22 protein-coding genes are annotated in these 25832 nt (G+C 70.4%); 5 read left to right on the plus strand and 17 right to left on the minus strand.

Going from position 1 to position 25832, the window contains the following annotated elements:
* Positions 1 to 39: 39 nt before the first annotated feature.
* Positions 40 to 273, minus strand: coding sequence for a helix-turn-helix transcriptional regulator (locus tag ACIGXW_RS05980; protein ID WP_071967236.1), 234 nt, complete (start codon positions 271 to 273; stop codon positions 40 to 42).
* On the minus strand, positions 273 to 827 hold the full coding sequence (locus tag ACIGXW_RS05985; protein ID WP_399570256.1) for a DUF2975 domain-containing protein: 555 nt from the start codon (positions 825 to 827) through the stop codon (positions 273 to 275). The genes ACIGXW_RS05980 and ACIGXW_RS05985 overlap by 1 nt, the downstream gene beginning before the upstream one ends.
* A 261-nt stretch (positions 828 to 1088) precedes the next feature.
* Here ACIGXW_RS05985 and ACIGXW_RS05990 point away from each other — a divergent pair, with 261 nt between their 5' ends.
* On the plus strand, positions 1089 to 1214 hold the full coding sequence (locus ACIGXW_RS05990; protein WP_399570258.1) for a hypothetical protein: 126 nt from the start codon (positions 1089 to 1091) through the stop codon (positions 1212 to 1214).
* Between the two features lie 500 nt (positions 1215 to 1714).
* Here ACIGXW_RS05990 and ACIGXW_RS05995 read toward each other — a convergent pair whose 3' ends face one another.
* The 8 genes from ACIGXW_RS05995 to ACIGXW_RS06030 form a co-directional block, all read right to left on the minus strand.
* Positions 1715 to 2992 carry a hypothetical protein gene (locus ACIGXW_RS05995; RefSeq protein ID WP_399570260.1) on the minus strand — a complete coding sequence of 426 codons (1278 nt, stop codon included), beginning with the start codon at positions 2990 to 2992 and terminating at the stop codon, positions 1715 to 1717.
* A 782-nt stretch (positions 2993 to 3774) separates the two neighbouring features.
* On the minus strand, positions 3775 to 5118 hold the full coding sequence (locus ACIGXW_RS06000) for a cytochrome P450 (RefSeq protein WP_399570263.1): 1344 nt from the start codon (positions 5116 to 5118) through the stop codon (positions 3775 to 3777).
* Positions 5102 to 6316 (minus strand): acyltransferase family protein, encoded by a 1215-nt coding sequence (locus tag ACIGXW_RS06005; protein ID WP_399570265.1) that lies wholly within the window; start codon positions 6314 to 6316, stop codon positions 5102 to 5104. Before ACIGXW_RS06005 ends, ACIGXW_RS06000 begins: the two co-directional genes overlap by 17 nt.
* Before the next feature lie 29 nt (positions 6317 to 6345).
* Positions 6346 to 7344, minus strand: coding sequence for a hypothetical protein (locus ACIGXW_RS06010; protein WP_399570267.1), 999 nt, complete (start codon positions 7342 to 7344; stop codon positions 6346 to 6348).
* An 11-nt stretch (positions 7345 to 7355) separates the two neighbouring features.
* Positions 7356 to 8771 carry an FAD-dependent oxidoreductase gene (locus tag ACIGXW_RS06015; protein WP_399570270.1) on the minus strand — a complete coding sequence of 472 codons (1416 nt, stop codon included), beginning with the start codon at positions 8769 to 8771 and terminating at the stop codon, positions 7356 to 7358.
* Between the two features lie 230 nt (positions 8772 to 9001).
* Complete coding sequence (locus tag ACIGXW_RS06020) at positions 9002 to 9532, minus strand: SMI1/KNR4 family protein (protein WP_399570273.1); 531 nt, start codon at positions 9530 to 9532, stop codon at positions 9002 to 9004.
* Positions 9533 to 9974: 442 nt separating this feature from the next.
* Positions 9975 to 10658 carry a hypothetical protein gene (locus tag ACIGXW_RS06025; RefSeq protein ID WP_399570275.1) on the minus strand — a complete coding sequence of 228 codons (684 nt, stop codon included), beginning with the start codon at positions 10656 to 10658 and terminating at the stop codon, positions 9975 to 9977.
* A gap of 367 nt (positions 10659 to 11025) precedes the next feature.
* On the minus strand, positions 11026 to 11541 hold the full coding sequence (locus tag ACIGXW_RS06030) for an EF-hand domain-containing protein (protein WP_399570278.1): 516 nt from the start codon (positions 11539 to 11541) through the stop codon (positions 11026 to 11028).
* Between the two features lie 246 nt (positions 11542 to 11787).
* Here ACIGXW_RS06030 and ACIGXW_RS06035 point away from each other — a divergent pair, with 246 nt between their 5' ends.
* Positions 11788 to 12321: a hypothetical protein gene (locus ACIGXW_RS06035; RefSeq protein ID WP_399570281.1), complete on the plus strand. Its 534-nt coding sequence runs from the start codon at positions 11788 to 11790 to the stop codon at positions 12319 to 12321.
* A 689-nt stretch (positions 12322 to 13010) separates the two neighbouring features.
* Positions 13011 to 14993 (plus strand): ATP-binding cassette domain-containing protein, encoded by a 1983-nt coding sequence (locus ACIGXW_RS06040; protein WP_399570283.1) that lies wholly within the window; start codon positions 13011 to 13013, stop codon positions 14991 to 14993.
* A 316-nt stretch (positions 14994 to 15309) separates the two neighbouring features.
* On the opposite strand, the gene ACIGXW_RS06045 is transcribed toward ACIGXW_RS06040, so the two are convergent.
* The 6 genes from ACIGXW_RS06045 to ACIGXW_RS06070 form a co-directional block, all read right to left on the minus strand.
* Positions 15310 to 16206 (minus strand): hypothetical protein, encoded by an 897-nt coding sequence (locus ACIGXW_RS06045; protein ID WP_399570286.1) that lies wholly within the window; start codon positions 16204 to 16206, stop codon positions 15310 to 15312.
* A 15-nt stretch (positions 16207 to 16221) separates the two neighbouring features.
* On the minus strand, positions 16222 to 17076 hold the full coding sequence (locus ACIGXW_RS06050; protein WP_399570288.1) for a papain-like cysteine protease family protein: 855 nt from the start codon (positions 17074 to 17076) through the stop codon (positions 16222 to 16224).
* Positions 17077 to 17111: 35 nt separating this feature from the next.
* Positions 17112 to 17720, minus strand: a complete 609-nt coding sequence (locus tag ACIGXW_RS06055; RefSeq protein WP_071967250.1) for a hypothetical protein — start codon at positions 17718 to 17720, stop codon at positions 17112 to 17114.
* A gap of 86 nt (positions 17721 to 17806) precedes the next feature.
* Complete coding sequence (locus ACIGXW_RS06060) at positions 17807 to 19834, minus strand: RICIN domain-containing protein (protein WP_399570291.1); 2028 nt, start codon at positions 19832 to 19834, stop codon at positions 17807 to 17809.
* A 671-nt stretch (positions 19835 to 20505) separates the two neighbouring features.
* A complete protein-coding gene (locus tag ACIGXW_RS06065; RefSeq protein WP_399570293.1) occupies positions 20506 to 21633 on the minus strand; it encodes a PP2C family protein-serine/threonine phosphatase in 1128 nt (375 codons plus the stop codon).
* A gap of 781 nt (positions 21634 to 22414) precedes the next feature.
* Positions 22415 to 22855: a nuclear transport factor 2 family protein gene (locus ACIGXW_RS06070; protein WP_071967266.1), complete on the minus strand. Its 441-nt coding sequence runs from the start codon at positions 22853 to 22855 to the stop codon at positions 22415 to 22417.
* A gap of 162 nt (positions 22856 to 23017) precedes the next feature.
* Between ACIGXW_RS06070 and ACIGXW_RS06075 the strand changes: the two genes are divergently transcribed.
* Complete coding sequence (locus ACIGXW_RS06075; protein WP_399570296.1) at positions 23018 to 23449, plus strand: VOC family protein; 432 nt, start codon at positions 23018 to 23020, stop codon at positions 23447 to 23449.
* Here the strand turns inward: ACIGXW_RS06075 and ACIGXW_RS06080 are convergent.
* A complete protein-coding gene (locus ACIGXW_RS06080) occupies positions 23416 to 24372 on the minus strand; it encodes a LysR family transcriptional regulator (RefSeq protein ID WP_399570299.1) in 957 nt (318 codons plus the stop codon). The two genes, ACIGXW_RS06075 and ACIGXW_RS06080, sit on opposite strands and share 34 nt — an antisense overlap.
* 146 nt (positions 24373 to 24518) lie before the next feature.
* Here ACIGXW_RS06080 and ACIGXW_RS06085 point away from each other — a divergent pair, with 146 nt between their 5' ends.
* A complete protein-coding gene (locus ACIGXW_RS06085) occupies positions 24519 to 25763 on the plus strand; it encodes an MFS transporter (RefSeq protein WP_399570840.1) in 1245 nt (414 codons plus the stop codon).
* The last annotated feature ends 69 nt before the right edge of the window (positions 25764 to 25832 follow it).

The raw sequence follows: 25832 nt of genomic DNA on the forward strand, positions 1-25832 counted from the left end.
CCGCGCCCGGACGCGGCAGCCCACTTCCGCAGCAACGGCCTAGCCCGGCTCGGCGGGCTCGTGGGTGATCAGGTCTCCCGGCTGACACCGGAGGACGTCGCAGATCCTCGACAGGGTCGAGAAGCGGATGGCCTTGGCCCGCCCGTTCTTGAGCACGGACAGATTGACGACGGTGATGCCCACCTGCGCGGACAGCTCGGTGAGCGTCATGCCGCGCTCGGCGAGGAGCCGGTCGAGGTGGATCCGGATCGCGTGGAGTTCCTCTTCGGCCATCAGATGGTCCCTTCGAGGTCCTCTCGCATCCGCACGCCCTCGCGCATGATCTTCCCCATGATCACTGCGGCGAGGCCGGCGAGGACGAGCACCTGCGGCCCGGAGACCGTCGGACCGGAACCCACGACCGGCGCCATGCTTCCGACGAGCCAGGACTGCGACCAACCGACGATCAGGCCGGTCAGCGGCGTGCCCACGGCGACGAACCAGCCGAGAACGGAGAGCCGTCGTGCCACCGTGTCGGTGAACGGGCCCTGCAGCAGGACGGCCTTCAGCAGTCGGGAGAAGAGCAGCAGCGCGAGGGAGCCGAACAGCAGCCAGGGCAGTTCGCCCCCGAGGTCGGCGGCGCGCTGCCCCACGGAGGGACCGTCCTGGCAGAGGCGCGTGGCGCTGCTGGATGCCTCCACGTCCATGCCGACCGGCAGGTTCTCCGGCGCCAGCGAGGCATTGCGCCAGAAGTCCGTCTGCACGCAGACCGCCCCGTCGTCGAGCATGTGAGTGAACCCCGTGCCGATGAAGGCGAGCCCGCAGAGCACTGCCAGCGCAAAGGTCACTGAGGCCAGGGTCCTCGTCAGTCGCGTGTTCATCGCATCCCTTACTTATCGACTTTCGATATGCCCGAGGGTAGAGGAGCATATCGATATTCGACAAGTCCATGGCCGCCGACGAGGCCGCCCCGGCGGGCCGGGAGGCCGGCTTTCACCTGGGATCGGCTGGTGTGAGCGTTGGGGGCGTCGTGTCCGCAGCGGTTCGTTTCGCGTGCCGCTCGCCAGGGGCCCGCGGTGCGGGCAAGAGCGCCCCGATAGCCTCCGGTCATGGCTGATCCACGTTCCGCCGCCTATGAGTCGTACTTCACCCGCACGCCCTTCCAACTCCTGGGAGGGGCGGGCTGGAGACGTCTGGTCGCCTTCCGCGCCGGAGTCGGCCGGCCTGGTCACTGATCCCTCGAGGTCGGCACTCCTCCTCCGCTTCGGAAGGAAGCGCCCCACGCGAGGTGGACGCGCGTTGGGTAGTCCCCGGGGCGCGTCGGGGTTCCCCGCGAAGGTGGCCAGCTAGCCGGCCTGGAGCGAGTCGTACGCGGACAGGAGTTTGTGGCGGCCAGGCGGCGCACCGCCTCGTCCGGCAGCCTAGGTGACCAGGGGGGTGTGTACCGCAGCGCCGAGGCCTGGGACGCTGCCGCGATGGACGTGCGGCACGAGACAGCCGGCGTGTACCTCTTCGCCCGCTTCGGCCCACTGTGGCGCCTCGGCACGATCGAGCACCCCCGTCACGACGGATGGGTGATCCCGGGCGTTCATCAGGCGAGTGCGTTGTCGGGCAACGAGGTGTCGGCTGCTCCAATGGTCCCCAAGGCCGGGCTCGGAGTAGGGACGCGGAGGGCCCCGCACCGAACCGGGAGGTCGGGGTTCACGTGCGGGGCCGCTCACGGGGGTGTGGGCCGTCAGACTCCGATCAGGGTGTACGTACCCGTACCGTCCTGCCTGCCGCTGGAGTACTGGCGTATGAACTCCCCGTCCGCGTACCGGTCGTGGCCCATCATGGAGCCGGTGTACTTGTTCTGCACACCGATCTTCGAGCTGCCGGGTACGTCGCGGTAGATGTAGAACCGCTGGAGGTCGTCCTCCGCGCAGGGGGCCGTCATCAGGACCGCACGATCGGTGGCCGCGTTCTGCGCGGCGATGGTCGCGCACCCGCCGTTGCCCCAGTTCCACAGGGACGCCTCAAGGACCCCGTTGCGCTCCGTCACGTTGCACAGGCGCCAGTTGTCCAGGTGGGCGCTGAAGATCGTCGAGGGTCGCAGGCGGACACCGTCGGACGCCAGGAGCGGCGCGCCCCAGGACAGGGGCTTGCCGGGTACGGCGATCTTGTAGGCGCCGGCCTGGCAGTCGAGAGCGGCCCGCGCGCTACGCCCGGTGGTCTTGGGCTGTTCGGCGGACGTGCCGCTGGTGAGAGCCGGGCGCTGCACGAGGCGGTCCCGCTTCTGCTTCGCCGTCGGCGCCACCGCACCCGCCGGGTGCTCGGCCTTCGCGGCGGCCGAGCCGCAGTCGAGGAGGCTTTGTGCCTTGGCCATGATGCTGCCTGCGGGCACCGTGTCCTGGCAGCGCACCGCGCCTTCCTCGAGGGTGGTGTAGGTGGTGAAGTTGCCGCCGTCCGGCCCCTCGATCCACTTCAACATCCAACTGCCGTCGCCCTGTTGGACGCGGTTGCAGTTCAGGCTTCCGTATGTGCCGGTGACCTTCTTGGTGCCCTTGTAGGCGCCGTAGTAGCCGGGCTGGTTGAAGTTCCACGTGACCGTATTCGACTCGGTGCTGGTGGAGGTGTAGTCGACCTTCACGTTCAGGCCCAGGCTCGCGCCGACCTTGCCGAGGGTCTCGACGGCGAAACCGCCCTCGACATTGCCGTTGAGGCCGACGGAGACCGAGATGGTCGTCTGGGTGCTGGTGCTGACGTTCTGGTTGCCGGTTGTGCCCTCGGTGACGTACCAGCCCTTGAAGTGGGTGATCGTCGGGGACACTTCGGTGGTCTTGATGTACGGGTGGCGTGTGCCGAGGTCGGCCGCCGTACAGGTGTCGCCGGGCTGGGGCGCCGTCGTGTTGGTGGGTGCTGCAGCAGCCGGTGAGGCGGCAAGGCCCATGGCGGTGACCGCTACGGCGGCCGCCTGGGCGGTCACCGCCATGAGTGATCTGCCGATGCGGCTGACGGGTCCTATGGGGCGCATCGTGGTCTGTTTCCCTCTGGTCGTGTGTCTGGCTAGGGGTGAATGTAGCGGCCACAGGGGGTGGTGGCGTGAGGCCTGAACTGGCCACAAATGATCATGGAGGGGCTTGTTCCGCCTCTGGCGCAGACCGTTGCCGGGGGGCGAATAGAGCTGCGCCAGGGCGAGGAGAACCACACCGGAACGCTGTCCTACGAATCCACCGTCCGGGGCGGCGGCCTCAGTCAGCGCACACAGATCTCCTACCGGGGCGAGGTGCTGAGCACCGATACGGCCCCGTCATCAGCCACCAGAGCTGGGCGGGACCCTCGCTGCGCTGTGACGGAAAGGCCTGCCTGTACCCCGGCCGGACGGCGAGAGGGTTACGGGAGCGCCGTGCCGTGCGCCATTGCGAGTGGCTCTCTCGCGCAGACTCCCGAACCTCGAAACATCAGCGGGGCAGCCCCCGCCCGACCCGACGCCGAACCCGATCTGACCGCGCAGCCCATGGACGAGCAGCGCCGGGCCGACTTCGCCCACTTCATCACCGCCGAGTTCACCGCCCTGCGCGCCGACCGCGGCTGCCGCGACCACCTCGGTTCCACCACGACCCGCACCCTGGCGGCCGCCGGCCGCACCACGCCGACGACGGTCTTCGACCTACCAGGCCGCCCACCGCCTGGAAGCGCTGATCGGCCAGCCGGTCATCCCCTTTCCGGGCGGACACAACGGCAACACCACTCACCCGCGTGCCTGGGCGGCGCAACTCCGCACCATCCTCCACACGCGCTAGCCAGGGGCCGGTGTCAGGGGAAACGCGGCTCGGCGGTCATCGTCAGGCCCTTGGGGTGGGTGGTGGCCGCCGCGACTTCTCGTACGGGGACGCCCGGCCGGGGGCGCATGCGCCAGTGGGAGCAGATGACGGCCAGGGCGATGGTGATCTCCGTCAGGGCGAAGGCGTCGCCGATGCACTGGTGAACGCCCGCCCCGAACGGGACGTACGCACCCCGGGGGCCGGCCGCGTTGCGTTCGGGGAGCCAGCGGTCCGGGTCGAAGCGCTCGGGGTCGGGGAAGTGCCGCGGGTCGCGCTGGAGGCCGTAGGGGCTGTAGACGACTTCGGCGCCCTCGGGGAGCGTGACATCGCCCAGCCGCACCGGATGCAGGGTGCGGCGCAGGATGAGCCAGGGTGCGTGCAGCCGCAGGGTCTCGGTGACGACCCGGCCGGTGTAGGGCAGGGCGCAGAGGTCCTGCCAGGTCGGGGGGCGGCCGCCAAGGACGGCATCGAGTTCTTCGTGCAGCCGCTTCTCCGCCTCGGGGTGGCGTCCGAGCTCGTGGAGGGCCCAGGCCACGGTCGCGCCCGTCGTCTCGACGCCGGCGAACAGGAAAGTGATCACCTGATCGCGTATCTGCTGGTCGGTGAGGGCGTCCCCGTCGTCGTCGCGGGAGTCCAGCAGCAGGGTCAGCATGTCGTTGCGCCGCGGCCCGGGGGCGCGGTAGAGGGTGATCGTCTCGTCGATGACCCTGTTCGCCGCCGTGATCGCGCGGCGGTAGCGGCGGTTGCCGGGGGTGGGGAGCTTCTCCCACGCCGTGGGCAGCAGGGTGCGCAGGACCGCGCCGTGGAAGAGGGTGAGGATGCTCTCCCTGAACTCGGCTGAGGCGCGCGGGGTCATCTCCGTGGCGAACAGACATGCCGTCACGGCCTTCAGAGCCATGTCGTTCATGGCGCTGTCGACCCGGATCCGCTGCCCGGGCCGCCAGCCGGCGACCGTGCTCTCGGCGGCGGCCCGCATCGTGTCGGCGTACTCCGCGATGCGGTCGCGGTGGAAGGCCGGCTGGATCAGCCTGCGCAGCCTGCGGTGCTTGCGTCCGGAGGCCGTTCCGACCCCCTCGCCGAGGAACTGGGCGAGCTTCTCGTAGACGCGGCCCTGTGTGAAGTCGTGGTCGCTGGTGACCAGGACCCGCCGCACCAGCTCCGGATCGGTGACCACGTAGGCGGGCATGTGGGCGATGCGCACTTTGACCACGTCGCCGAGGGCCGACAGGGAGGTGATGAAGGGCAGCGGGGCTCGCAGCAGGGGAAGGACGTGACCGAGGCCCGGGAGGGCGCCGGGGGCCGGCGGGAGGACGGGGCTCTCAGCGCGTCGGGGCATAGGGGTCTCCTGCGGGTGCGGGTACGGGTGCCGGTGTGGCAAGCGGTGCGGGACGGGGCCGTGCGTACCGGCGCATGAGCGGTGCCTCGCAGTACCGGTACAGCAGATGGGAAGCGAGCAGGGACAGTGCCACGATGGCGAGGACCAGCAGTGTGCCCTCCAGCGCCCCGAACTTCCGGTCGGGCCCCACGACATGACGCGTGATCATGATGATGGGGTAGTGGATGATGTACAGGGCGTACGAGGACTGCCCGAGGGCGACCAGGCGCGGATGCCGCAGGACGGACCTGCGTGCCGCGATGTCCTTCATGGCCAGCGTGGGGATGACCAGCGCCAGCGGTACGCACAGCGCGGCGCCGAAGACGAAGGTCGCGGGCAGCACGGGGACGAGGGCGAACGCGACCACGGGAAGTCCGATGAGCACCGGGCGTCGCAGCTCGATCCAGCGGCCCTCCTGCACCAGCCGGGCCGTGAGGATGCCCAGGGTGAACTCCAGCACCCTGACCGGCGGGAACGCGTAGACGAACCAGAGCTGGGTGCCGTTGAGGGGCAGCCAGTCGTAGAGCGTCGGCCCGCTGACGAGCAGGCTCGCGAGGGCCATGAGGGGGATCGCCGCGGCGACCGCACCCCACCACCGCCACAGGTGCGGCGCGGCGATGCGGCGGGCGGCCGTCAGGAGGAAGGGGAAGAGCAGGTAGAAGAACGCTTCGCACGAGATGGACCATGCGGGGACGTTGGGGCCCACGTAATAGGTCTCGTCCGGCACCCAGTTCTGGATCAGGACGAGGTTCGCCAGGGCCGGCGCCGGGTCGACATCGGTGGGGGTGGCCAGCATGCCCGTCGTTCCGGCCGTGGTCATGAGGAACACCACGGCGATCAGCCACGCGACCGCGTGATTGGGCACGATCTTCCAGAACCTGCGCCGCCAGAACCGGCGCTTGGGCTCGTGCCGGGGGGCCGACCACGTCAGGATGAAGCCGCTGAGCAGGAAGAAGGAAGCGACCGCTCCGGTGGCCAGGGGGAGGGTGAGGCCGAGGAGGTCGTGGAGTGTCTTGTCGCGGTACACGGAGGAGATGAAGGCCACGTGGCAGACGAGCACCACGAAGGCCAGGACGAAGCGGTAGCCGGTGAGAGTCGGCAGGTCCCGGGGAGGACAGGAGGCGTCCGGCGCCGCCGGTCCGGGGGAAGTCGCGGGCATGACGTGTTCCTCTCGCCGTCCGTTCCCCGTCATTCGCCGAACTGCTGCGGGCCGGTCACGCCGAGGTCCGGGCTCTCCACGTGGTACCGGCCGCAGGTCAGGCTCCAGTCCTGGTTGCCGCGGGTCCACGCGGCCAGTGCGTCGAGGTAGCGCCCGATCCGCGGGTCGTCGCAGGTCTGCCGGAGCCGTGCGCTCAGCTCCTGGAAGTCGGCGAGTTCCCGGTCGTGGTAGGCGACGGCTCGTCCGATCGCCTCTTCGGTGGTGCAGCCGTGGTGCTGTGCCAGGACGGTGATCAGGTTGATGGCTCCCGGCCAGTGCAGTTCGCGGAGCCCGGAGAGGATGTCGTTGATCCAGGAGTTCACCCGGCTCGCCGAGTGGGCGAGTGCCTGGAGCTCCGGCTCGCTCCACCGGGGGCCGGGCAGCGGGAAGCCGCCCGCGGTCTCCAGGAGCACGAACATCACGGAGCGCAGGCCGATGCTGGATTCACGGAGCGCGATGTACTCCTCCAGCGAGGGTATGGCGCGGCGGGAGAGGTAGACGACCTCGGCTCCCGCCCCGGTGAAGTACTCGTGCAGACCGGAGAGGAACCTCTGGAAGTGCTCCGGCCCCGCGTGGCGTCCGGTCCGCTCGCACAGGTCGTGCAGGGCGCGGATATAGGGGTCGTCGCCCGGCGGGGCGCCGGGGTCGTGCAGGACCCGTAGACAGCGCAGGGTGTGCCGCGCACAGTCCAGGAGCCGACCGTCCTCGGCGGCGCGTTCCATGTACTCGTCGTCCTGGAGGAACAGCCAGATCATCCAGTCGCAGGCCAGCTGGGCGCCCTCGAAGCTCGCGTACGGGTACGTCAATGCGGCCAGCCGCCCGAACCGGGCGGCCCGGGCGGCCTTCTCCTCGACCTCGTCGCGGATGAAGCCGAACCGCCGCATCCACGCGATCGCCGAGTCCTCCAGGCGCTCGGCGGCCGGGTGGATGGCAGGGGGGAAGGGGCACCGCAGGTGCGGCACCGGTATCTGCAGGGACTGATCGAGCATCTTGCACGTCCTCAGCGAAGTCGGTCCGGTGTGTTGCCGGGCGCGGTCAGCGCCGGGCGGGCCTGCGGCACGGTCCGTCCCGTGCCCCGGGGGAGCAGGGTCCGGATCACGGTGCGGGGTGCGAACAGGCTCGTCGGGGGGCGCAACGAATGGAGAACCTCGAGAAAGGCCATGTGGACCCGCGGGTCGCGGGTGCCGGCGGCCTGTACCCGGCCCAGGTAGCGGGCGGCCAGGCGCTGGGACCGGGTGGGGGGCGTGCCGTCGGTGCCGGGCAGCAGGTTGTCGGCCGTCGCGGCCATGTCCCAGAAGGTGCTGGTGAGGGCGGCGAGTCGGCGGTGGTACCGGTCGGAGACACTGCTGAGCCCGGCGGGCTCGGAAAGGCATTCGCCGAGCAGGACGGCTCCCAGGGCGGCCGCGGTCATGCCCTGCCCGTACACGGGGTTGAAGCAGCACAGGGCGTCGCCGGTGAGCAGCAGATTGCCGGGCCGGCGTGCCCCGGGCCGGATCAGCCGGCGACGGTTGCTGGTCGCGTGGCTGCCCGAGACGTCGGTCAGCGGTTCCGCGTGGGCTATCGCCTCCGCGATGAGCGGATCGGCCAGACCGCGGGCGTACGGCAGGAAGTCCTCTTCCCGGGTGGTGGGGCGGTCCGCGCCGCTGCCGCTCAGCGTGACGATCCACCGGCCGCCCTCCACGGGGGCCAGGACGCCGCTGCGGAGCGGGCCGGGCGGGCCGCCCTGGATGTAGCACGACCGCCACGACGCCCGGTGGTCCTCCGGCACGCGGTAGAGACGGCTCGCGTACCCGATGTGAGGGTCGATGATCTCCTTCGGCGGGGGTGCACAGCCGAGCCGCTCCAGCCAGCGGTCCACGGCGGAACCCCGGCCGGACGCGTCGACGACGAGGTCGGCGGGCAGGGGCACCGGGTCGTCGTCCGGGCTCCCCAGCGTCCTCACCCGCACGCCGGTGACGGTCGTCGCGTCCCCGACGAGGCCCGTGACCCGGGTCCCCTCGCGGAAGGCGACGTTGGACGCGGAGCGGACCATGCGCCGGACCGTCCACTCCACCAGGGGGCGGCCGGCGCACACGAAGCCCAGCCCCGAGGGGAAGACCGCCGCCCAGCCGTAGGGATTGCGCATCGCGAGGTCCGCGGCGAGGTCCAGCAAGGGGGCGCCCGCGCCGGTCAGTTCGTCCGTGAACCCCGGCAGCATGCCTTCGATGGTCCGCAGGCCCCGCACCCCGAGGCCGTGCACATGCGTGGACTGCGGCACACCGCGCCGTGGCACGGGCCCTTCCGGTAATCGGTCCTGCTCCACCACCACGACGCGGGCGACGTGGCCGGAGAGCACCCGCGCCGTCAGCAGTCCGGCGATGCCCCCTCCGATCACGACCGCTTGGGCGTTCTCGAGGGCCGTGGTCCGGGATTTCATACGACGGAGGTCAGCGCGGCGGCAGTCGTGGTGGCGGTGAGGGCGGCGGTGCGAATTCGATGGGTACGCATGGACTGCACTCCGATGGATGGCGCGATCTGCGGGGCTGTGCCGGTGTGATCACCAGTATGGAAACGCCCGCTGATGTTCCACTCACGCGCCGCTTACGTCCCGCTGACGCGATGGCGCACCATCAGTCCCACGCCGCGAGCCGCTTGCCCTTGCCCACCTCAGCGGCAGAGTTCGTCGATGTCTTCGTCGAACGTCGGGAACTCCGCCCGGGCCGCGGTGATGATCTCCCGGGCGGGCCGGCGCGGAGTGGTCGCATGCCGCTCGGCTATCTCGGTCAGAACGGCGCCCGGACGGGCCTCGCGCTCGTCGTGGAGGGCGGCCTCCCGGGGGCCGAAGCCGTCGGCGAGTACCCACAGGAAGTCGGAGAGGTTCCCGGCCACCACGCCGCGCTCGCCTTCCGAGCCCATGAACACGACGGGCTGCTCGGCGAGGGGCCGCCCCGGCCGCGCGCGCCAGATGGCGGCGAGGCCGCCGCTGCCGTCCTGCCCGAAGACCCGGTAGGCGTCCCCGTCGAGCTCGTGGTTGCCGGTCCAGCAGCGGAACCAGTGGGTGATCTCCTCGGCGGAGTCGAAGGCGTCGTACGGCTCGAAGTCGACGCCCTCGCCCTCGTCCCCGTAGGCGAACTCGACCCGGGCCACATCGGCCAGGGCGGGCGGGAAGCGACGGTCTTCGCCAGTAGTCTCGATCACGCGCGCAGGCTAACCGGCGGCACTGACATCACCGCACTCCACAGCAGCCGGTGCGGCAGTGTGTGCTGCTTGGCCGAGGTCTGCTCTTGTGCGCGGTTGGTACGGGCCAAGCGCTGGTCAAGTGCGCCTGTTGACGCTCGGCGCCTGCTGGTATCCGTGGATGAGGCGACCGATGCAGTGCTGCCTGTGAGCGTCGGCTGGGCGTGGCCGGGGCCAACAGGTGGCTCATTGAGGATGGGGTGGAGTCGTGGAAACGATACTTCTTGATCTTCAGATCCTGGCCGCGGCCGATGCGCCGGAGGCTGAGGCCGCAGGTGCCTCGATCCTGGAGCCGACCAGTGACGTGAGCCTGCTCCTCTGCCACTGAGTAGCGGCGGAGGATGGTCAGCGGATGGTTCCGGTGTCGCGGCAGCAGCGGCACCGGAACCAGCGGCCCAGTTCCTCAGGCCACCGAGAGTGCCTTGACTCCTGACAAGAGGGGGACGAGCGAGAAGTTCCCGTCGCCCGAACCGCACGATGCCTGTGTGTCTGCCGTGCCGGAGACCTTCGTCCCCGTGGCGAACCGTCCGTCGCCGCCCGTCACCAAGGTCGTGAAGTGGTCGGTGGCCGAGGACGAGTAGTACACGCACTGGTGCAGGTTCGCGTAGCTGCCCGACGTGAGGTCGAGTGCCTTGACGCCCGACAGGAGGGGGATGAGCGAGTAGTTCCCGTCCCCCTGGCCGCACGATGCTTGCGTGTCTGCCGTGTTGGAGACGTTCGTCCCCGTGGCGAACCGTCCGTCGCCGCCCGTCACCACGGTCGTGAAGTGATTGTTCGCCGAGGACGAGTAGTACACGCACTGATGCAGGTTCAGGTAGCGCCCCGAAGCGAGGTTCAGTGCTTTGACGCCCGACAGGAGGGGGATGAGTGTGTAGTTCCCGTCCCCCGAACCGCAGGACGGCTGGGTGTCGGCGGTAGTGGAGACGTTCGTCCCTGTGGCGAACCGTCCGTCGCTGCTCGGCACCACGGTCGTGAAGTGGTTGGTGGCCGAGGACGAGTAGTACACGCACTGATGCAGATTCAGGTAGCCCGAGGCGGCGGCCTGGGCCTGCTGTGGCTGCGTGGACGCCGGGGCGGGCGCTGTCATGCCCACGAAGGCACACGTACCCGCCACAGCCGCGACCACGGGCCGCCATACACGTCTGATCACCGATCGCAGCATTCCTGGTTCCTCCCCAATACCTGACGGCACCGGACACCCCGGCCCGCGACGCAACCAAGCCAAGGAGACCACCGACAGCGACAGAAGGAAACGGATCGAACGTCACGACCCTCCCATTAAGTGACGAGTCGACCAGGCTTGCGTAATCACTGGCAAGGCGCCCGAGGTTTGCCATGAGGACCCCTATACGGACACAGAAGGCGTCACCTGCTCCTTGGGCAGCCCTCCCTGCGCTCCAGCCGGATGACAGGCTCCGCCGTGTCGCCGCAGTCGCGGCATCCCGGCGGCCTCCTCAGTACAGCGCCTCGCCCATCGGGGAACTGTCACCAACGATGTAGGCGCGGATCGATGCGAGGTACGCGTCGCGGCCGACCCGGCCGTCGCCGTCGGCGTCCAGCGCGTCGAACGCGGCGGCGGCGTTCCCCGGCGGGTTGTTCAGTGCGGTGCGCAGCGTGGTGAACTCGGCCTTGTCCAGGGCCCCGTCCCCGTCCGCGTCGGCGAGGTCGAAGAGCGCGCCGAGCGCGAACCGGCAGATGTTGTCGAACTTGTCGGCGCCCACCCATGCGTTGTACTCGTCGAAGGTCAGCCTCCCGTCGCCGTCCGCGTCCATCTCGCCCCAGGCCTTGAGGCCTTCCGCGCGGGCGGCGACCACGAGCGGATCGTCCTCCGTGCGCCCCGTGGCCACAACGGTCCGGTCGATACGGGAGAGGTAGTCGTGCCGCGTGACGACCCGGTCCCCGTCGGCGTCCATCATGGCGAACACGCGCACTCTCGCGGCGGTGGCAGCGGTGTCGGTCGTACGGCTCACTCGGAATTCCTCCTGCTCGGTTCATGCTCCCGCTCGACGAGCTTTCGTCCGGCGCTTTCTACCCGGCCCGTTCCGGGTGCCAAGCGGCCCGCCGGGAGGACAGGCGTGTCCGGCGGGGCACTGAGGCAGGCGTGCGCCGGTGGTTCACTTCTAGACGCCGGGAGTCGCCAGGAGATGTCGGATCAGTCGAGGTGACGCAGGGTAGTCACGTCTCGTCAAGCAGACGACTTGCTGGAGGGGCATGTGTTGAGCAGGCGCGGTACGACGGTGACGCTGGGGTCCCTGGCGCTGATGGTCTTGTCGCTGGTGTGGGCGCCGGCCGGCCAAGCCGGGACAGGGGGGTACGAGGCCGTCACCTGCACGGGCAACTCCCACAGCCGCTACGAGCCACCGCTCACCCTCGCACCCCGGGAAACCCGCAACCACGCGGACGTGCGCTACACCTGCACCACCGCCCCCGGCCGCACCACCCCGGCGACAGGCTCATGGGACTCCGTCGCGCCGGCGGCATCCTGCTTCTCACTGAGCAGCGCCAGCGGCACCGAAACCGTCCGCTACGCCGACGGCGGCCGGTCGGTGATCGTCATCGACGATGCCACCATCGCCCGAGCCGCAGGCGTCCTGTCCGCTGTGCAATCGGGCCGGGTCACCGAGGGACGCGGTAAAGGCCACTTCGTACGCCGGACCGTGGCCTCGCCGCCCCGCCAACTGCCCACGGACTGCCTTGCTTCCGGCCTCCAGGGCACCCGGAGCGCGGTGCAGCTGGAGATCCTGCCGTAGCCGAACGCCCATCCCCTCCCCGACCCCTCGGGTCCGTCGAGTCATCGGTGGGCCCGAGGGGTCGCGGACGAGATGGGCGTTCGGCTACGGGATCTACGTACGGCCTACGTCCCGGACGAGGCCGACGCGGACGGGGCGCCGGTGGCCGGCTGGTACTTCCACGCCGAGGAGCGGGACGGCAGGTCGTAAAGCCGTGAGGCAGGGTGCTGTTCAGGGCTGACGTGGTTGAGCCCGGCTGCCCTGGACGGAGTGGATCGAGGCGATGGACTGGTGCCCGGTGCAGGAGTGGACGAAGGGTGCGGCGACCGGGCGGTCGAAGCCCGGCGGGGCGGGCCTGCGCGAGGGGTGAACGATACGCCAGCGCCGGTGAGGCGGCGTACGTCAGTGCCGTGGGGCGCGTAGGCGCGAGGGGCGATACCCCATCGGCAGAGGGCGCTCGCCGGCGCTGTGACCTCTGGCGATCACGCTCGGCGAGCGGAAGGATGCGGCGCGTTCCAACTCCCGTCCGTTCAAGGAGACTCCCTTCCGTTCACAGGAGGGAGCCGCGCCGGCCGATGCCGCCGGCGCCTCGGGCGCATGACCCCCGCAGCACCGGGCCGGCGGAGGCAGAGATCGCTCACCCGCGCCGGCCACGTGCTGCCCGACATGCCCAGCACGTACCCCCACCCCACCATCCCCCCGGAGGCGCGATGAAATTGCTCCGAAAACCGACCGCCAGTCAGCCGTCCATCTCCTCCAGCGAACAGCTCCTCTTCAGCGGCACCCTCCGCCACGACAAGGCATGGGCGCAGTACGAGGACCCGCTGCTGCGCATGAGCTTCTGGTCCATGGCCAAGCAGTTCCCCGCCATGCTCACCGTGATCGCCCGCGTCGCCTGGCGTGAGGACCCGCGCGCCCTCGTCGTCCTCCTCGGCGCGCAGCTCGCTTCCGGCGTCATGACCGCGTTCCTGCTCGTCTCCATCAACGGCGTCCTCGTCGCGCTCTTCTCCAACGGGCCGACCACGGACAAGTTGTGGGACGCGCTGCCCGCCCTGCTGACCGGCGGCGCGGCCTCCAGCGGCTCGGTGCTGCTCGGCTGCCTGATCGTGAAGGTCGAGGGACGCCTCTATCCGAAGATCGAGCTCGCCTGCACGACCGCGTACTACGACATGATGTCGCGGGTCGAGATGTCCGCCATGGAGGACAAGGACATCCACCGCAAGCTCGCCATGGGCCGCTACGGCACCAACTCGGTGCGCCGCATGCTGTCCCACTCGGTATGGGTCATCAGCGGGCTGATGAGCCTCGCGGCCGCCGCCGTCGTCCTTGGCTCGCTCCACCCGCTCCTCGTCGCCGCGCTCGCGCTCATCGCGGCCCCCCGGTGGTGGGGCGCGGTCGTCGTCATGCGCCGCGCGTACGCCTCGCGACACGTGTGGATCGACCACACCCGCGCCGTGGACGTGATCACCTACCCGATCACCCGGGCCGACTCCACGCCGGAACTGCGTGTCCACGGGGCCGGGAGGGTCCTGGTCAACGCCTCGCAGGACATGGGCCGCACGGCGGCCGGGGAGAAGGAGCGCCTGGCCAGGGCGGAGGCCGGAACCGAACTCCTCGCGGCGTCGATGGCCGGGGTCGCGCGGGTGCTCGCCTACGGGTTGCTGTGGTGGCTGCTGGTGGCCGGGGGCATGCCGCTGGCCGCCGCCGGTACGGCCGTCTTCGCCATCCGCAATGCCACTGGCTACCTCAACACGGTCGTCAGCCAGCTGAACTACATGTTCGAGGAGTCGCTGTACCTGACCGACATGAACGAGTCGATCAGCCTCGGCAGTCGGCACGCCATCCCCACCGGCGGCGCCCCGGTGACGGGGACCGGTGTCGAGGTGGTCCTTGAGGACGTGACGTTCCGGTACCCGGGAGCGGACACCGACGCCCTGAAGGGGGTGTCGCTGACGATCCCGCCGGGCAAGGTCGTGGCCCTGGTGGGGGAGAACGGCTCCGGCAAGACCACGCTGTCCGCCCTGGTGGCCGGGCTGTACCTGCCGACGTGGGGCCGCATCCTCTACAACGGCGTCGACATCGGGGACGCCGACCGGGAGACGGTCTTCGACAAGGTCGCGCTGCTGTCGCAGAACGTGCAGGCATGGCCGATGACGGTGAAGGCCAACATCCACATCGGCGACGGCACCAAGCCGATGGTCCAGAAGAACGTCGAGGCGGCCGCCGAGCGGGCGGCCGTCCGCACGGTCGTCGAGGAGCTGCCGCACCAGTGGGACTCGATCGCCATGAAGGGCTTCGAGCGGGGCGTGAAACTCTCCGGCGGACAGTGGCAGCGCGTCGGCGTCGCGCGGGCCGTCTACCGGCGCCGGGAGCTGAACATCGTGGACGAGCCGACCGCCGCGCTCGACCCACGGGCGGAGATCGACATGTTCGAGTCGCTGCGCGAGCTCACCGACGACGGCGTCACCTCGGTCCTGCTCATCACGCACCGCCTCGCCGCCACCGCCTCCGCGGACATGATCTACGTCCTGCACCACGGCCGGCTGATCGAGTCGGGCACCCACCAGGAGCTCATGGCCGTCGAGGACGGCCACTACCGGGATCTCTACGAGCTCCAGGCCTCCCAGTACGACACGACGACGGCGACGGTGACGGCGACCGGGAAGGTGCCCGTTTCCCCTCAGCGGGCGTGACCCGGCACATCCGCGACTTGAAGCTGCCGCAGCGGCAACTTCTACTGTCCTTACCAGGGCCGTGGGGGGGGGGGGGGGGGGGGGGGGGGGGGGGGGGGGGGGGGCCGCCGGCGGGCGGGCCCGGGGCCCGCGGGGGGGGGGGGGGGGGGGCGGGGGGGGGGGGGGGGGGGGGGGGGGGGGGGCGGCGGGGGGGGCCGGGGGGGGGCGGGGGGGGCCGGGGGGGGCGCCCCCCCCCCCCCCCCCCCCCCCCCCGGTCCGGGTCCCCGCTTCGGGGGGCCGGAGCGCCGGGCATGCGGTGCCGGGGAGGGGGGCGGGATCAGGCCGAGCGGCGCCGACGCCGCAGGTGGAGGACCGTCGCACCCGAGGCCGCCAGGGCGGCCGCGCCGGAGGCGGCGGGGAGCCAGGGGAGGGCGGTGGCGGTCGCGGCCCGTTCCTCGGCCTGGGGCTGGGACCGGGTCTGGCTCTCGGCCTGGTTGTAGCCGCCGGCGAGGCCCTTGCGGTCGTAGGCCGAGCCGGGGAGCTTGTCGCCGTAGCGCTTGGTGACGAGCTGCTGGTACGCGGCGAGGGTGACGCGAGGCTTGTCCTGGAGGGCCACGCGGGCCTCCTTGTTGAGCGGCTCGACGGAGCCGCTGCCGGTCAGCCGGTACCAGGCGTGGATCTGCGGCTCCATGAAGGTCTGCGCCCGGTCCGTGCCGCGCTCGGCGGCGCTGATGTCGGCGTCGCCGTCGCGGATGCCGGCCAACTGCCAGGTGCGGTCGCCGCCGCCCTTCCCGGGGGCGAGCAGCACCGCGGCCTGGTGACCGTTGGCGGCCGAGACGCGTGAGGCGAGGTAGGACAGCCGCAGGGCGGACCCGGCGGTGGGCTTGGTCTTGCCGGTGACGAACTCGGGGGCGAGCTCGTAGAGGGGGACCGGCTTCTTGAGGTCGAAGCCGGGCGCCGCGGCGGGGGCCTTCGCGAGACCGCGGGGGGCGGCGGAGGTGCCGCCGTCCGCCCCGGCGGCCGGGGTGCGCTGTTCGGCGGCCGTCAGGAAGCGGGAGACGGTGTCGTGGACCGGGCCGGAACGCAGCACCTGCTGGGCGGTGTCGTAATCGGTCGTGGCGGGCGCGGCCGGCACGGTGGGGTCGCCGGCGGCCTGTGCGGGAACGGTTCCGCAGAGGATGGCGGCGGCAGCGGCCGCGAGGAGGGTGGCGGTGCGCCTGGTCGTACGGTGCATGGTGGGTCGTCTCCTCTAGCCCTGGATGCCGATGCGCGAGTGGGTCCACCGGAAGGAGTTGTTTCCGGAGTAGGCGGAGTAGTTCCACCAGGTGTACGTCTGGGTGCTGGGCCAGGGGTCGCCGACCGCGACCATGTTGCTGGTGCTGTCGTAGCCGTAGATGACGTTCATGTGGCCGCCGCCGGAGGTCCAGCCGATGCGGACGGCGAACGGCCGCCCGTTCGCGATCTCGCTCTGCGTCTCGCTGAAGGAGGCGTTGCGCCACAGGTCGGTGCCGCTGTTGCGGAAGCCCATGTTGCGCAGACCGTTGGCCATGTCGCCGAGCGTGGCGGGCTGGTTGTTGCAGTCCAGACCGCCGTTGTTCTGGGCGGCCAGGCGGCAGAAGTCGTACTGGTTGTACTGGGTGTAGCCCCAGTAGTTGGCGATGGTCAGGCCGGAGGCGTCCCAGCACCACTGGTCCCGGACCTGCTTCTGCATGCCGATGTTCAGGAGCTTCTGTCCGGCGGGCTGACTGGAGCCGCAGACCGGCAGTCCGCCGGTGTCCTCCCGGATGAAGGCGTCGGCGACGTAGAAGGTGCCGGACCAGATCCAGCGGGAGTTGTTCTCGACGACGTCGCCGGTGGTGCGGCAGGACATCGAGATGCGGTCGCCGACCCGTGAGGTGCCGGTGATGCTGGAGGACAGGGACGGCTGGGACCGCTGGTTGACGGTGCTGAAGTTGCCCTGCCCGCCGACGATCGTGCCGCTGACGGCGGCCTGGGCCTGGGGGGCGGAGCCCAGCATGAGTCCGCCGGAGAGGACGGCGGCCATGGTGGAGAGGAGGGTCTTCCTGCGGCCCGGTATGCGGGCCGCCAAACGGAATCTGCTCATGGGGGGTTTCCTTTTGTCGTTCAGGAGTCGGGCGTTCAGGCGCTGCGACGGCCGCGACGGCGGCGCAGCAGGAACGCGACGGATACGCCGACGGCGGCGATCGCCAGGGCGGTGACGCCGAGAGTCACCGCGCCGGGAGCCGATCCGCCGTCGGAGTCGGAAGCGGCCGCTTCCGACTCGGCAGGTGCTGTGTGCGTGGCCTTGGCCGAAGGCGCCGCTGCCGCGGCGGCGGTGGGCGGTCCGGCCGGCGCACCCGTGGGGCCCGCCGCGTCCGCGGCGGTCACCTCGGCCTGGTGCTCGGTGCGGCCGAGTGCCGGGAAGGCCGTCTGGGCCGTGATGGTCCAGTGGCCGGCGGGCAGTGCCTCGACGGTTGTGAAGGTCCCGGGCTGGCCGGGCACCGGTACGAACCGCCAGGGGCCGAGCGTGGTGCCGTCGTCCGAGGTGGCGGTGAGGGTGCCGGCGACCTTCTCGTTCACGGGGTGGCCGTCGTCCTCCCAGGTCGCCTTGGTGGTGGGGTGGCCGGCGGACACGCCCGTCACGGTCAGGTGGATGGTGTCGCCGTGGGCGTACGCCGTGGCGGCGGGTCCCAGGACGAGCAGGCCCGCGAGCGTGGCGGCCGCTGCCGTGAAGCGGCGATCGGGCATGAGGGAGTGGCTCCGGTGTGAGGGGGAGGGGGTGGCCGGGGCCGCGCGGGGGCGGCCCCGGCCACCGTGGTGGGTCAGGCGGTGGGTCAGGCGGTCTTCTGCAGGGTCCAGGCCTGGTAGCCGGAGCTGTCCGGGTTCTGGAGCTCGAGCAGCCAGGCCCCGTAGTACGGCCGCTTGCTCACGCCCAGGACGAGGGAGCTGTTCTTGGCCGTGAGGCGCAAGCCACTGCCGGACTTGCTCAGTTGCCACTGCTGGGCGGCGTTGCCGGAGCAGGTCTGCTGGGAGACCCACTGGCCGGGGCCGGCGGCCCCGGCGATCTGCAGGCACTTGCCGGACGCGGCCGAGCGCAGCCGCAGGGCACCGCCGCCGGCGTCGTCCAGGTACCACTGCTGGAGGGTGAGGCCGTTGGACTGGTTGCCGACCAGGACCGTGCCGTCAGCGGACTTGCCGCCCCAGACCTCGGCCGCGAGTCCACTCTGTCCGTTGGTCAGCGTGTACCGCGCGCCGGGCTTGGCGGTGGTGCTGCCGACGGCCGGGGTGTGGAACGACACCGTACGGCCGGGCTTGGCGTCGCGACCTGCCTGGTCGCGGACCGCGACGGCGACCGTGTAGTCGGTGTCGGGCCGCAGGTTGTAGATCCGCGCCGAGTTCGGCTGGACCCAGGCCAGGTGGCTGCCGTTGAGCAGCAGCTGGTACCAGGCCGCGGAGGGTGCCGCGGGCCAGCTGAGCACGACCGAGTCGGACGTCAGCTGCCCGACGACCGGGACGGGGCCCGACGACGGACCGGTGCTGCCGGTCGGCTTCGGCGTCGGGGTGGGGGTGGGGGAGGGGTTCGGGCCGGGGTCCGGCTTGGTGCCGCCGCCCGTCATCAGAAACTGGTTGTTCGCTACGTTCCAGTGCGTGGCCAGATAACTTCCCGGCTTTGGACTGGTGTGGAAGTAGTCGTCGTGGTTGCAGTCGAGGCGCTCGTCGTGGCCGCGCTCGGTGCAGACGTTGCGCATCGTGGGGTAGTACGGCGCGTCCGAGTAGCACATGACGTCCCACTCGTCGGTGCAGTGCGCGGCGCGACTGGTGTTGGGCGCGCTGTTGTTCACCGCTCCGAGGTTGTGCCCGAGCTCGTGCGCGGCGGTGGAGCCGCCCCAGCATCCGGCGTCCGTACGACCGTACGACGGACCGAAGTTGCTGAGATTGCTGGGGCCCGGGCGCTCGTCGCCGTTGAAGGTGCCGATGCCGCAGTAGACCTTGGCGTCCGCGAAGATCATGTACTTGCGGTCGCGCCGGTCGAAACCCTTCGCCGCGAGCGCCGAGTTCGTCGCGCTGAACTCCGCCAGGGCGGAGTCCGGCACCTCGACGTTGAGCACCGTCGGCGTGCAGTCGGCGCCGGTCACGTACCGGATGTGCCGTACGCCGCCGGTCTCCTGTGCGCTGGCGAAGTAGATGGTGTCCGCGTCGGCGGCCCACTTGCGGAACGAGGCCAGGTACTCGGCGTACCGGTCGTTGCCGGGGCTGTGTACGTACACGACCTGGACGCGGTTGCCGGTGGTGCCGTCGCCGTCGCACTGCACCGTCTGGCCGGACGGCCCGGCCGCCTTGCCGGAGGCGGGGTCGGGCTTCGGGGCCGCGGGCGGCTTCTTGGCCGCCGCGGTGCCGGCCTGGCGGGCGTCGACGGAGGCCGTCGTGCCGGCGGACGGCTTCCCCTGGGACGGCTTGGCCTCGGACGGCTTCCCGTCGTCCGGGCTGCTCGGGGTCTCGGCCGTGTCCTGTGTCTTCGCTGCGGGCGGGGTGTCCTTGCTGATGTCCACGCCCTTGGGCGGCTTGTCGGGCCCGTGCGTACACCGACCGTCGGTGGTCCGCAGGACACCGGCGCAATGGTCGCCCTTGGGTGCGGGCTTGAGGCCCTTGTAGACCAAGCCGCGCTCACGGTCGTCGTCGGGTATTCGGGTCACCGGTTCCGGTGCCTTGTCGTGCGCGGGGGCCGGAGCCGGGGTCGGACCGTCGGCCGTCGTCTGCGCGGCGGCGACCGCCGGCTTCGAGGGCTCGTGGTCGAAGACGCCACCGAGCGCCGCCGTCCCGGCGAGCGCTCCGACTGCGACGGCGACCGCGACGACGAGCATGCCGCGTTTTCGTCTTCGTTCCTGTGCATGTCTTCTACGACCGGACAAAGCCACACCTCATTTCCGTGGGGGGAGTTGTGGGTGGCCGGAAGTGTGCCAGAGCAGACGGGCCGTCAGACAGATTGTTTAAGGAGGTGAAATTGAGTGCATGATCCAGGGGAGGGGGATGGGCGCGGTAAGCGGGGTGAGTCAAATCCCTTTAGAGGGCGGTGAGTTGTGTGCGCGGCCGGTAAAGGTCTATTCCAATCATCCCTGATTTCAAGGGGGTTGGCTTGGTGAGATCTTTACTGTGGAGCCAGGTGCTCCGCTTGTGTACATCGCGTAGCGTGCTGGCGCTATCACCCTTGATCACCTTCCTTGGGAATTTCGTTGGGCGCAGCCAAGGAAGACTTGTGGAGGGCAATTGAGGTCGAGTCAGGCATTGCGACTGTCTGCGCAGGGGTATGAATCACGCAAAGCGCCGCAGTGATTGATGACGCATTGCGCGTAGATGATTACCGGCGGTACGGCGAAGTGCGGTTCGAGGCCCTCGGGCAGGACGATCCGAGGGCGGTTACGAGGGCGGGACGGAGACGCGCGTCTGCTGGGAGGCCATCGCCCGGAGGGCGGATGCGCCGTGCCTTCGGCGCTCAAGTCCGTCAGCGGGGGCCTCGTCGCCCGGCCGCAATCGTCTACACGGACTGCGCCCGCTGGCTGTCCATCGGGTCCGGAATTTCACGCAAGCGCACGGAAAGGGCGGCGATGTCGTCGTCAAGACCTTTGTCGCTGTAGAGGAGGAGGTCGCGGTGGAGCCTGTCGAGGAGTTCGCGGGGCCGCGCCGGGGTTTGCCTCGCCATCCAGTCCGCCAGGGGGAAGAACTCGCCATTGCGCCCGCGGGCCTCGGTGACTCCGTCGGTGTAGAGGAGCAACTGGTCGCCGCGGGCGAAGTCGAAGGTGTCGATGCTGTAGTGGTCGCCGATCAGGTCCGCGAGGTTGAGGAGTGGCGAGGGAGAGGTGGGATTCAGGATCCGGATCCCCTCCCGCTCCAGGAGCAGCGGCGGTGGATGCCCGCAATTGAGGATCCTGACGGAGCCGCCCTCGTACGGGATCTCGACGAGAACCGCGGTGGTGAAGCGCTCCATCAGATCCTCAGGGGGAAACGCGGCGTTGTAACGGGTGCTGCTGGCCTCCAGACGGCGTGCAATGCCGCCCAGATCGGGCTCGTCGTAGGCCGCTTCCCGGAAGGAGTTGACCACGGCCGCGGCCGCTCCCACCGCCGGCAGGCCCTTGCCCCGCACATCGCCGATGAGCAACCGGGCCCCGAACTGCGTATCGGCCACCTCGTAGAAGTCGCCGCCGATACGGGCCTCCTTGGCGGCCGCGAGGTACAGCGCCTCGATCTCGATGCCCCCGAAGCAGCGCGGCATCGGGCTCAGGACCACCTTCTGCGCCGCGTCGGCGACGAGCCGGACCTGGAAGAGGGCCTGCTCCCGCTGGAGCCGGACGTGACTTCCGTAGGCGGCCGCCACGGTGACCGCGACGATGCCCGCCACCGTGTACCAGGCCCCCAGGCCGGGGAACACGAGGCTGAGGCCGATCATGAGCAGAAAGCAGACCGTTCCCAGCAGCACGGTGGGAAGCACGGGCCACATGGCGGCCGCGAGGGCCGGGGCCGCGGGCAGGATGCGGCTGAAGGCCATGTCCGGGGGCGTGGAGTACGCCAGGCTGGCGATGACCACGGTCAGGATCACCGGGGACAGCTGGACAGGGGACCACCGGCCGTGGGGGCGACGGAGCCGCGGCTGTCCAGGCTTGACCATGATGCATATCATATCCGCATAACATGGACATGTGGCTTTTTGTAGGCAGGCTCTACGCTGCCCGGGGCCATGTCACCCGAAACGACCAAGGCCGGCTCTCGACCGGTCGATGCCTCCGTCTGCCCTAACGGCGCCACGCCCGAAGTGCGGGGTCGCCGCCCTCCCGGTACCTTGCCGCGCCCATCGGCTTGAGCCGTCTTTGTCCGTGTGGCTCCTTCAGTGTGTGGAGAGAGGCCGCCGTCAGCCGGGAAGACGCCGGGGCGCCGGACGTGAGGCGCTGAGGTACTTTCCGGCGGGGACGCGAAGAGTGCTGCGCACGGAGGCCTTCCGTTCAGCTCCTCTCGGACTGCCGGGTCCTTGGCCTCTTGGGTGCCGGTACGGGCTGGCTGGTTTCCTCGATGAGGACGGCGCCGTCGCCGCCGGCGGTGCCGGATGTGCCGCCGCTGCCCGTTCCGCCCGCGTGGCCGTCCGCTCCCTGGCGGCGTCCGGTACCGCTGCCGCAGGCGCCGCCTCCACTTGCGCCGTTGTTTCCACCCTTGCCCGCGGCACCGCCGGCACCACCCGTGACCTGGCCCCGGCCGGTGCCACCGTAGGCGTCGGCCGCCCTCACACCACCGTTGGCAGGACGCGACCGTACGACCGGTCGTCCACTCCTCTGGCATACCGCGGATACGCGTGCCGTATCGCAGTTACTTATGGTTACTTCAATGCGTGCGGAGGCGTACGGAGAGTCGAGAGCGGGCGAACCTGTCCGAAGATCGCTCATGGCGCGGTGGGTCGGTCAGCTTGATGCCGCGCAGGCGGCGGCGATCGCCGCCGTGTCCCAGTAGAAGGGACGGACCTCGACGATCCGGTCGTCCTTGACCTTGATCGTCTGCAGGATGGGGAAGGCGAGCTCACGGCCGGTGGCCCGGGCACGGGCGCGGACCTGGGTGAGCACCACTGCGGTCTCGCCGGTGGCGAGGAAGTCCTGCTCGGCCATGTCGAAGGATTCCCAGACCTGACTCATGGTGAGGAAGAAACGTTCGATCCCCGCGTGCCCGCTCCAGGTACCGCCGTAAGGCAGAGCGTCGGCTTGATGCAGTACGACGTCGGGTGCGAAGAACGGGGCGAGCAACTCGAACGAGGCCCGCCCCGGGCCCCCGGCCGCCAGGTACGTCGCCTCCGCCGCGTACATCTTGGTCAGCACGGTCATGGAGTCGGTGGTGTGTGATGTCGTCATGCCGCAATCGTGATCAGTCGAGGCAGCCCGCGCTGGCGGCCATCGGACATCGTCAGTCCCGCACTGGCGTTTCGACGTGCGCGAGGGCTCATTCGTGGGCGACGGTGGTTGGGTCAGCGGTGGTCAGGTCAAGCCCATCGGCGTTTTCTGAGGAGGCTCACCGTGAACTGGACGCTCGAAGTCATCCCGGTCCCTGTCAGTGACATGGACCGGGCGAAGGAGTTCTACGCCGACAAGGCCGGCTTCAAGCTCGACCTCGACGACGAGGTCGCCCCCGGCATGCGCATCATCCAGATGACCCCGCCCGGCTCGCGGTGTTCGATCGCGATGCTCCAGGGGATGCCCGCGCTGCCCGGTACGAAGGTGATGGCCCCCGGCACGCTCAAGGGCCTTCAGCTCTGTGTCACGGACATCGAGGCGGCCCGGGAGGAGCTGGTGGGCCGGGGCGTGGACGTCACCCCGATCCGCCACGTCGGCGCGACGGGCTGGGAGGACGGCAAGGGCGGGACCTGGAACTCCTTCATGTCCTTCGAGGACCCGGACGGCAACGGTTGGACGGTTCAGGAGGCCCCGTCGGAGCTGTCGGAACGCTGAGCCCACCGCGGCACCCAGACGTCGGCGTCGTCACGGTCCGGTCGTGCGGAGGCGAGATGGTTGCGGAGTGCCGTGAGGGCGGGGTGCTGGTTGTCGGCGTGCCAGAGCAGCGAGTGCGGGTAGACCGGGGTGGGGTCACGCAGGGGGATGCGCCTCAGGTCGTAGCCCACGGGCCAGACGAGAGGGGTCTGCTCGCTCAGGAAGGTCGCCAGCGTTGAGGAGTCGGCAATGGTGTCGAGGAGGGCGTCGGGTCCGAAGTTGGGGCCGGTCACCTCGATGGTGAACCCGAACGCGGCGGCGAGGTCGTCGTAGTAGGCGGTCCACTCGGTTCCGGGAACGTTGCCGGGCATCCAGATCCGGTGCCCGGCGAGCTGGGCGGGGGTGACCGCGCGGGCGGGGGCGAACTCGTGGGCCGCCCCCGTGACGAGCTGGAGGGGTTCGTCGAAGGCCCGGGTGGCGTTGACTCCGTCGGGGAGCCGCTGCCCGGGCGGGGTGACCGCGCGGAAGGAGGCGTCGATCGTGCCGGAGTGGACGGCGGCGACGGCCGCGTCGGCGTCGAAGAGGGTCACGACCTCGAGCTCGACGTCGGGGTGCGCGCGATGGAAGTCGCGCAGCAGGCCTGCCGGCGCGGCCCGGCGGCCGATCACGTCGACGCGCAACGCGCGAGTGCCGGGCCGTACGGAGGCGGCCGCCCGTTCCTCCGCCTGCAGGAGAGCGCGGGCGTGGGGCAGGAACACCTGGCCGTCGATGGTGAGCTGGGCTCCGTGCGCGGTGCGGACGAACAGCCGCACACCGAGATCCTTCTCCAGCGCGGCGATGCGCTTGGAGACGGCCTGCTGGGTGATCGACAGATCGACGGCGGCGTGCCGGAACTGGCCCGTGTCCGCGACGGCGGCGAAGGTGCGCACGGCATTGAGATCCACGTCGAGCGACCCTAATGCACAACCGATGGTTGTTGCCCGCCGTCGGAGTAGTTGTTTGATCCCCCGGTCTGCTGCTCGCTTTAATCTCGCAGGTCAACGTGAGGTTGTCCGCGGTAGGCCGGCGAGGGTGGGGGTGCTGGGGCGTGGTGGTGGCCAGGAGACCGCTGGGTCGGCAGTTCGGGTGGCTGTGGGCGGCGTACGGGGTGAGCGCGTTCGGCACATGGCTCGCGTTCGACGCGTTCGCCCTGATCGCGGTCCTGGTGCTGCACGCCGGGCCGACACAGGTGGCGGTGCTGGCGGCCGCAGGGCCGGCGGTGGGGGCGGTGGCGGCGGTGCCGCTCGGCCCGTGGGTGGAGTTCCGCCGAAAGCGGCCGGTGATGGTCGCGATGGACCTGACCCGATGCGTGGCCCTGATGAGCGTCCCCGCCGCGTTCGCGCTCGGCCGGCTCGGTTTCGTCCAGCTGCTGGTCGTGTCGGTCGTCGTCGCCGCGGCCGACATCGCCTTCACTGCGGCGAGCGGCGCCTGCCTGAAAGCCCTCGTACCGCCCGAGGACCTGCTCGTCGCGAACGGAAGGTTCGAGTCCACGACCTGGACCGCCACCGCGCTCGGACCGCCGCTCGGCACGGCCGCGATCGGACTGATCGGCCCCGTGGCGACCGTGGTGGTCGATGCGCTCAGCTACCTGCTCTCGGCAGCCGGAATCCGCGCGATCGGAGACAGTGAGCCGATCCCCGCGCGAACCGACGCACGACGGCTCCGCCCCGGCGACCTGCTGGAAGGGTGGCGGTACATCCTGGCCCACCCGACCCTGCGTCCCCTGTTCTTCAACACGATCCTGGTCAACGGCCTGATCATGGCGGCCGCACCGCTGCTCGTCGTCCTGATGCTCGGCGATCTCGGGTTCGCCCCCTGGCAGTACGGCCTCGCGTTCGGGCTCCCGTGCGTCGGCGGCCTCATCGGCTCACGGCTGTCCCGCCGATTGGTCGCGCGGTTCGACCGGCACAAGGTCATGCTCATCGCCGGGGCGCTGCGCGCGTGCTGGCCGCTGGGACTGGCCTTCGTGCGCCCCGGCACCGCGGGGCTGGTGCTCGTCGTCGCCGTCGAGCTCGGCCTGATCACCTGCATCGGCGTGTTCAACCCGCTCTTCGCGACCTACCGACTCGAACAGATCCCGGCGGACCGCGTCGCCCGCACCCTGTCCGCCTGGTCGGTCACCGGCAAGCTCACCACTGCGGCGGTGACCGCCCTCTGGGGGCTCCTCGCCGGCCTCACCGACCCCCGCACCGCGATCGCGATCGCCGGCCTCCTTGCCCTGGCGACCCCGTTCCTGCTTCCCCGACGGGACCACAGACCACAGCACGAGCAGAAACTCGCCGGGAGTCACGCGTGACACGCCGCAGCCACAGCCGCAGCTCGCCGCGGAGAGGGGGCTGTTCTGGTGTCGTAGAACTTCGTACGA

This window comes from Streptomyces sp. NPDC053079, assembly GCF_044546695.1.
Taxonomy (GTDB): Bacteria; Actinomycetota; Actinomycetes; order Streptomycetales; family Streptomycetaceae; genus Streptomyces.

Excerpts from the sequence above, each read along its gene's own strand:
- ACIGXW_RS05980 (WP_071967236.1), bottom strand. The coding sequence starts at position 273 with ATGGCCGAAGAGGAACTCCACGCGATCCGGATCCACCTCGACCGGCTC.
- ACIGXW_RS05990 (WP_399570258.1), top strand. The coding sequence starts at position 1,089 with ATGGCTGATCCACGTTCCGCCGCCTATGAGTCGTACTTCACCCGCACG.
- ACIGXW_RS05995 (WP_399570260.1), bottom strand. The coding sequence starts at position 2,992 with ATGCGCCCCATAGGACCCGTCAGCCGCATCGGCAGATCACTCATGGCG.
- ACIGXW_RS06000 (WP_399570263.1), bottom strand. The coding sequence starts at position 5,118 with ATGCCCCGACGCGCTGAGAGCCCCGTCCTCCCGCCGGCCCCCGGCGCC.
- ACIGXW_RS06005 (WP_399570265.1), bottom strand. The coding sequence starts at position 6,316 with ATGCCCGCGACTTCCCCCGGACCGGCGGCGCCGGACGCCTCCTGTCCT.
- ACIGXW_RS06010 (WP_399570267.1), bottom strand. The coding sequence starts at position 7,344 with ATGCTCGATCAGTCCCTGCAGATACCGGTGCCGCACCTGCGGTGCCCC.
- ACIGXW_RS06015 (WP_399570270.1), bottom strand. The coding sequence starts at position 8,771 with ATGAAATCCCGGACCACGGCCCTCGAGAACGCCCAAGCGGTCGTGATC.
- ACIGXW_RS06025 (WP_399570275.1), bottom strand. The coding sequence starts at position 10,658 with ATGACAGCGCCCGCCCCGGCGTCCACGCAGCCACAGCAGGCCCAGGCC.
- ACIGXW_RS06040 (WP_399570283.1), top strand. The coding sequence starts at position 13,011 with ATGAAATTGCTCCGAAAACCGACCGCCAGTCAGCCGTCCATCTCCTCC.
- ACIGXW_RS06045 (WP_399570286.1), bottom strand. The coding sequence starts at position 16,206 with ATGCACCGTACGACCAGGCGCACCGCCACCCTCCTCGCGGCCGCTGCC.
- ACIGXW_RS06050 (WP_399570288.1), bottom strand. The coding sequence starts at position 17,076 with ATGAGCAGATTCCGTTTGGCGGCCCGCATACCGGGCCGCAGGAAGACC.
- ACIGXW_RS06055 (WP_071967250.1), bottom strand. The coding sequence starts at position 17,720 with ATGCCCGATCGCCGCTTCACGGCAGCGGCCGCCACGCTCGCGGGCCTG.
- ACIGXW_RS06060 (WP_399570291.1), bottom strand. The coding sequence starts at position 19,834 with ATGCTCGTCGTCGCGGTCGCCGTCGCAGTCGGAGCGCTCGCCGGGACG.
- ACIGXW_RS06065 (WP_399570293.1), bottom strand. The coding sequence starts at position 21,633 with ATGGTCAAGCCTGGACAGCCGCGGCTCCGTCGCCCCCACGGCCGGTGG.
- ACIGXW_RS06070 (WP_071967266.1), bottom strand. The coding sequence starts at position 22,855 with ATGACGACATCACACACCACCGACTCCATGACCGTGCTGACCAAGATG.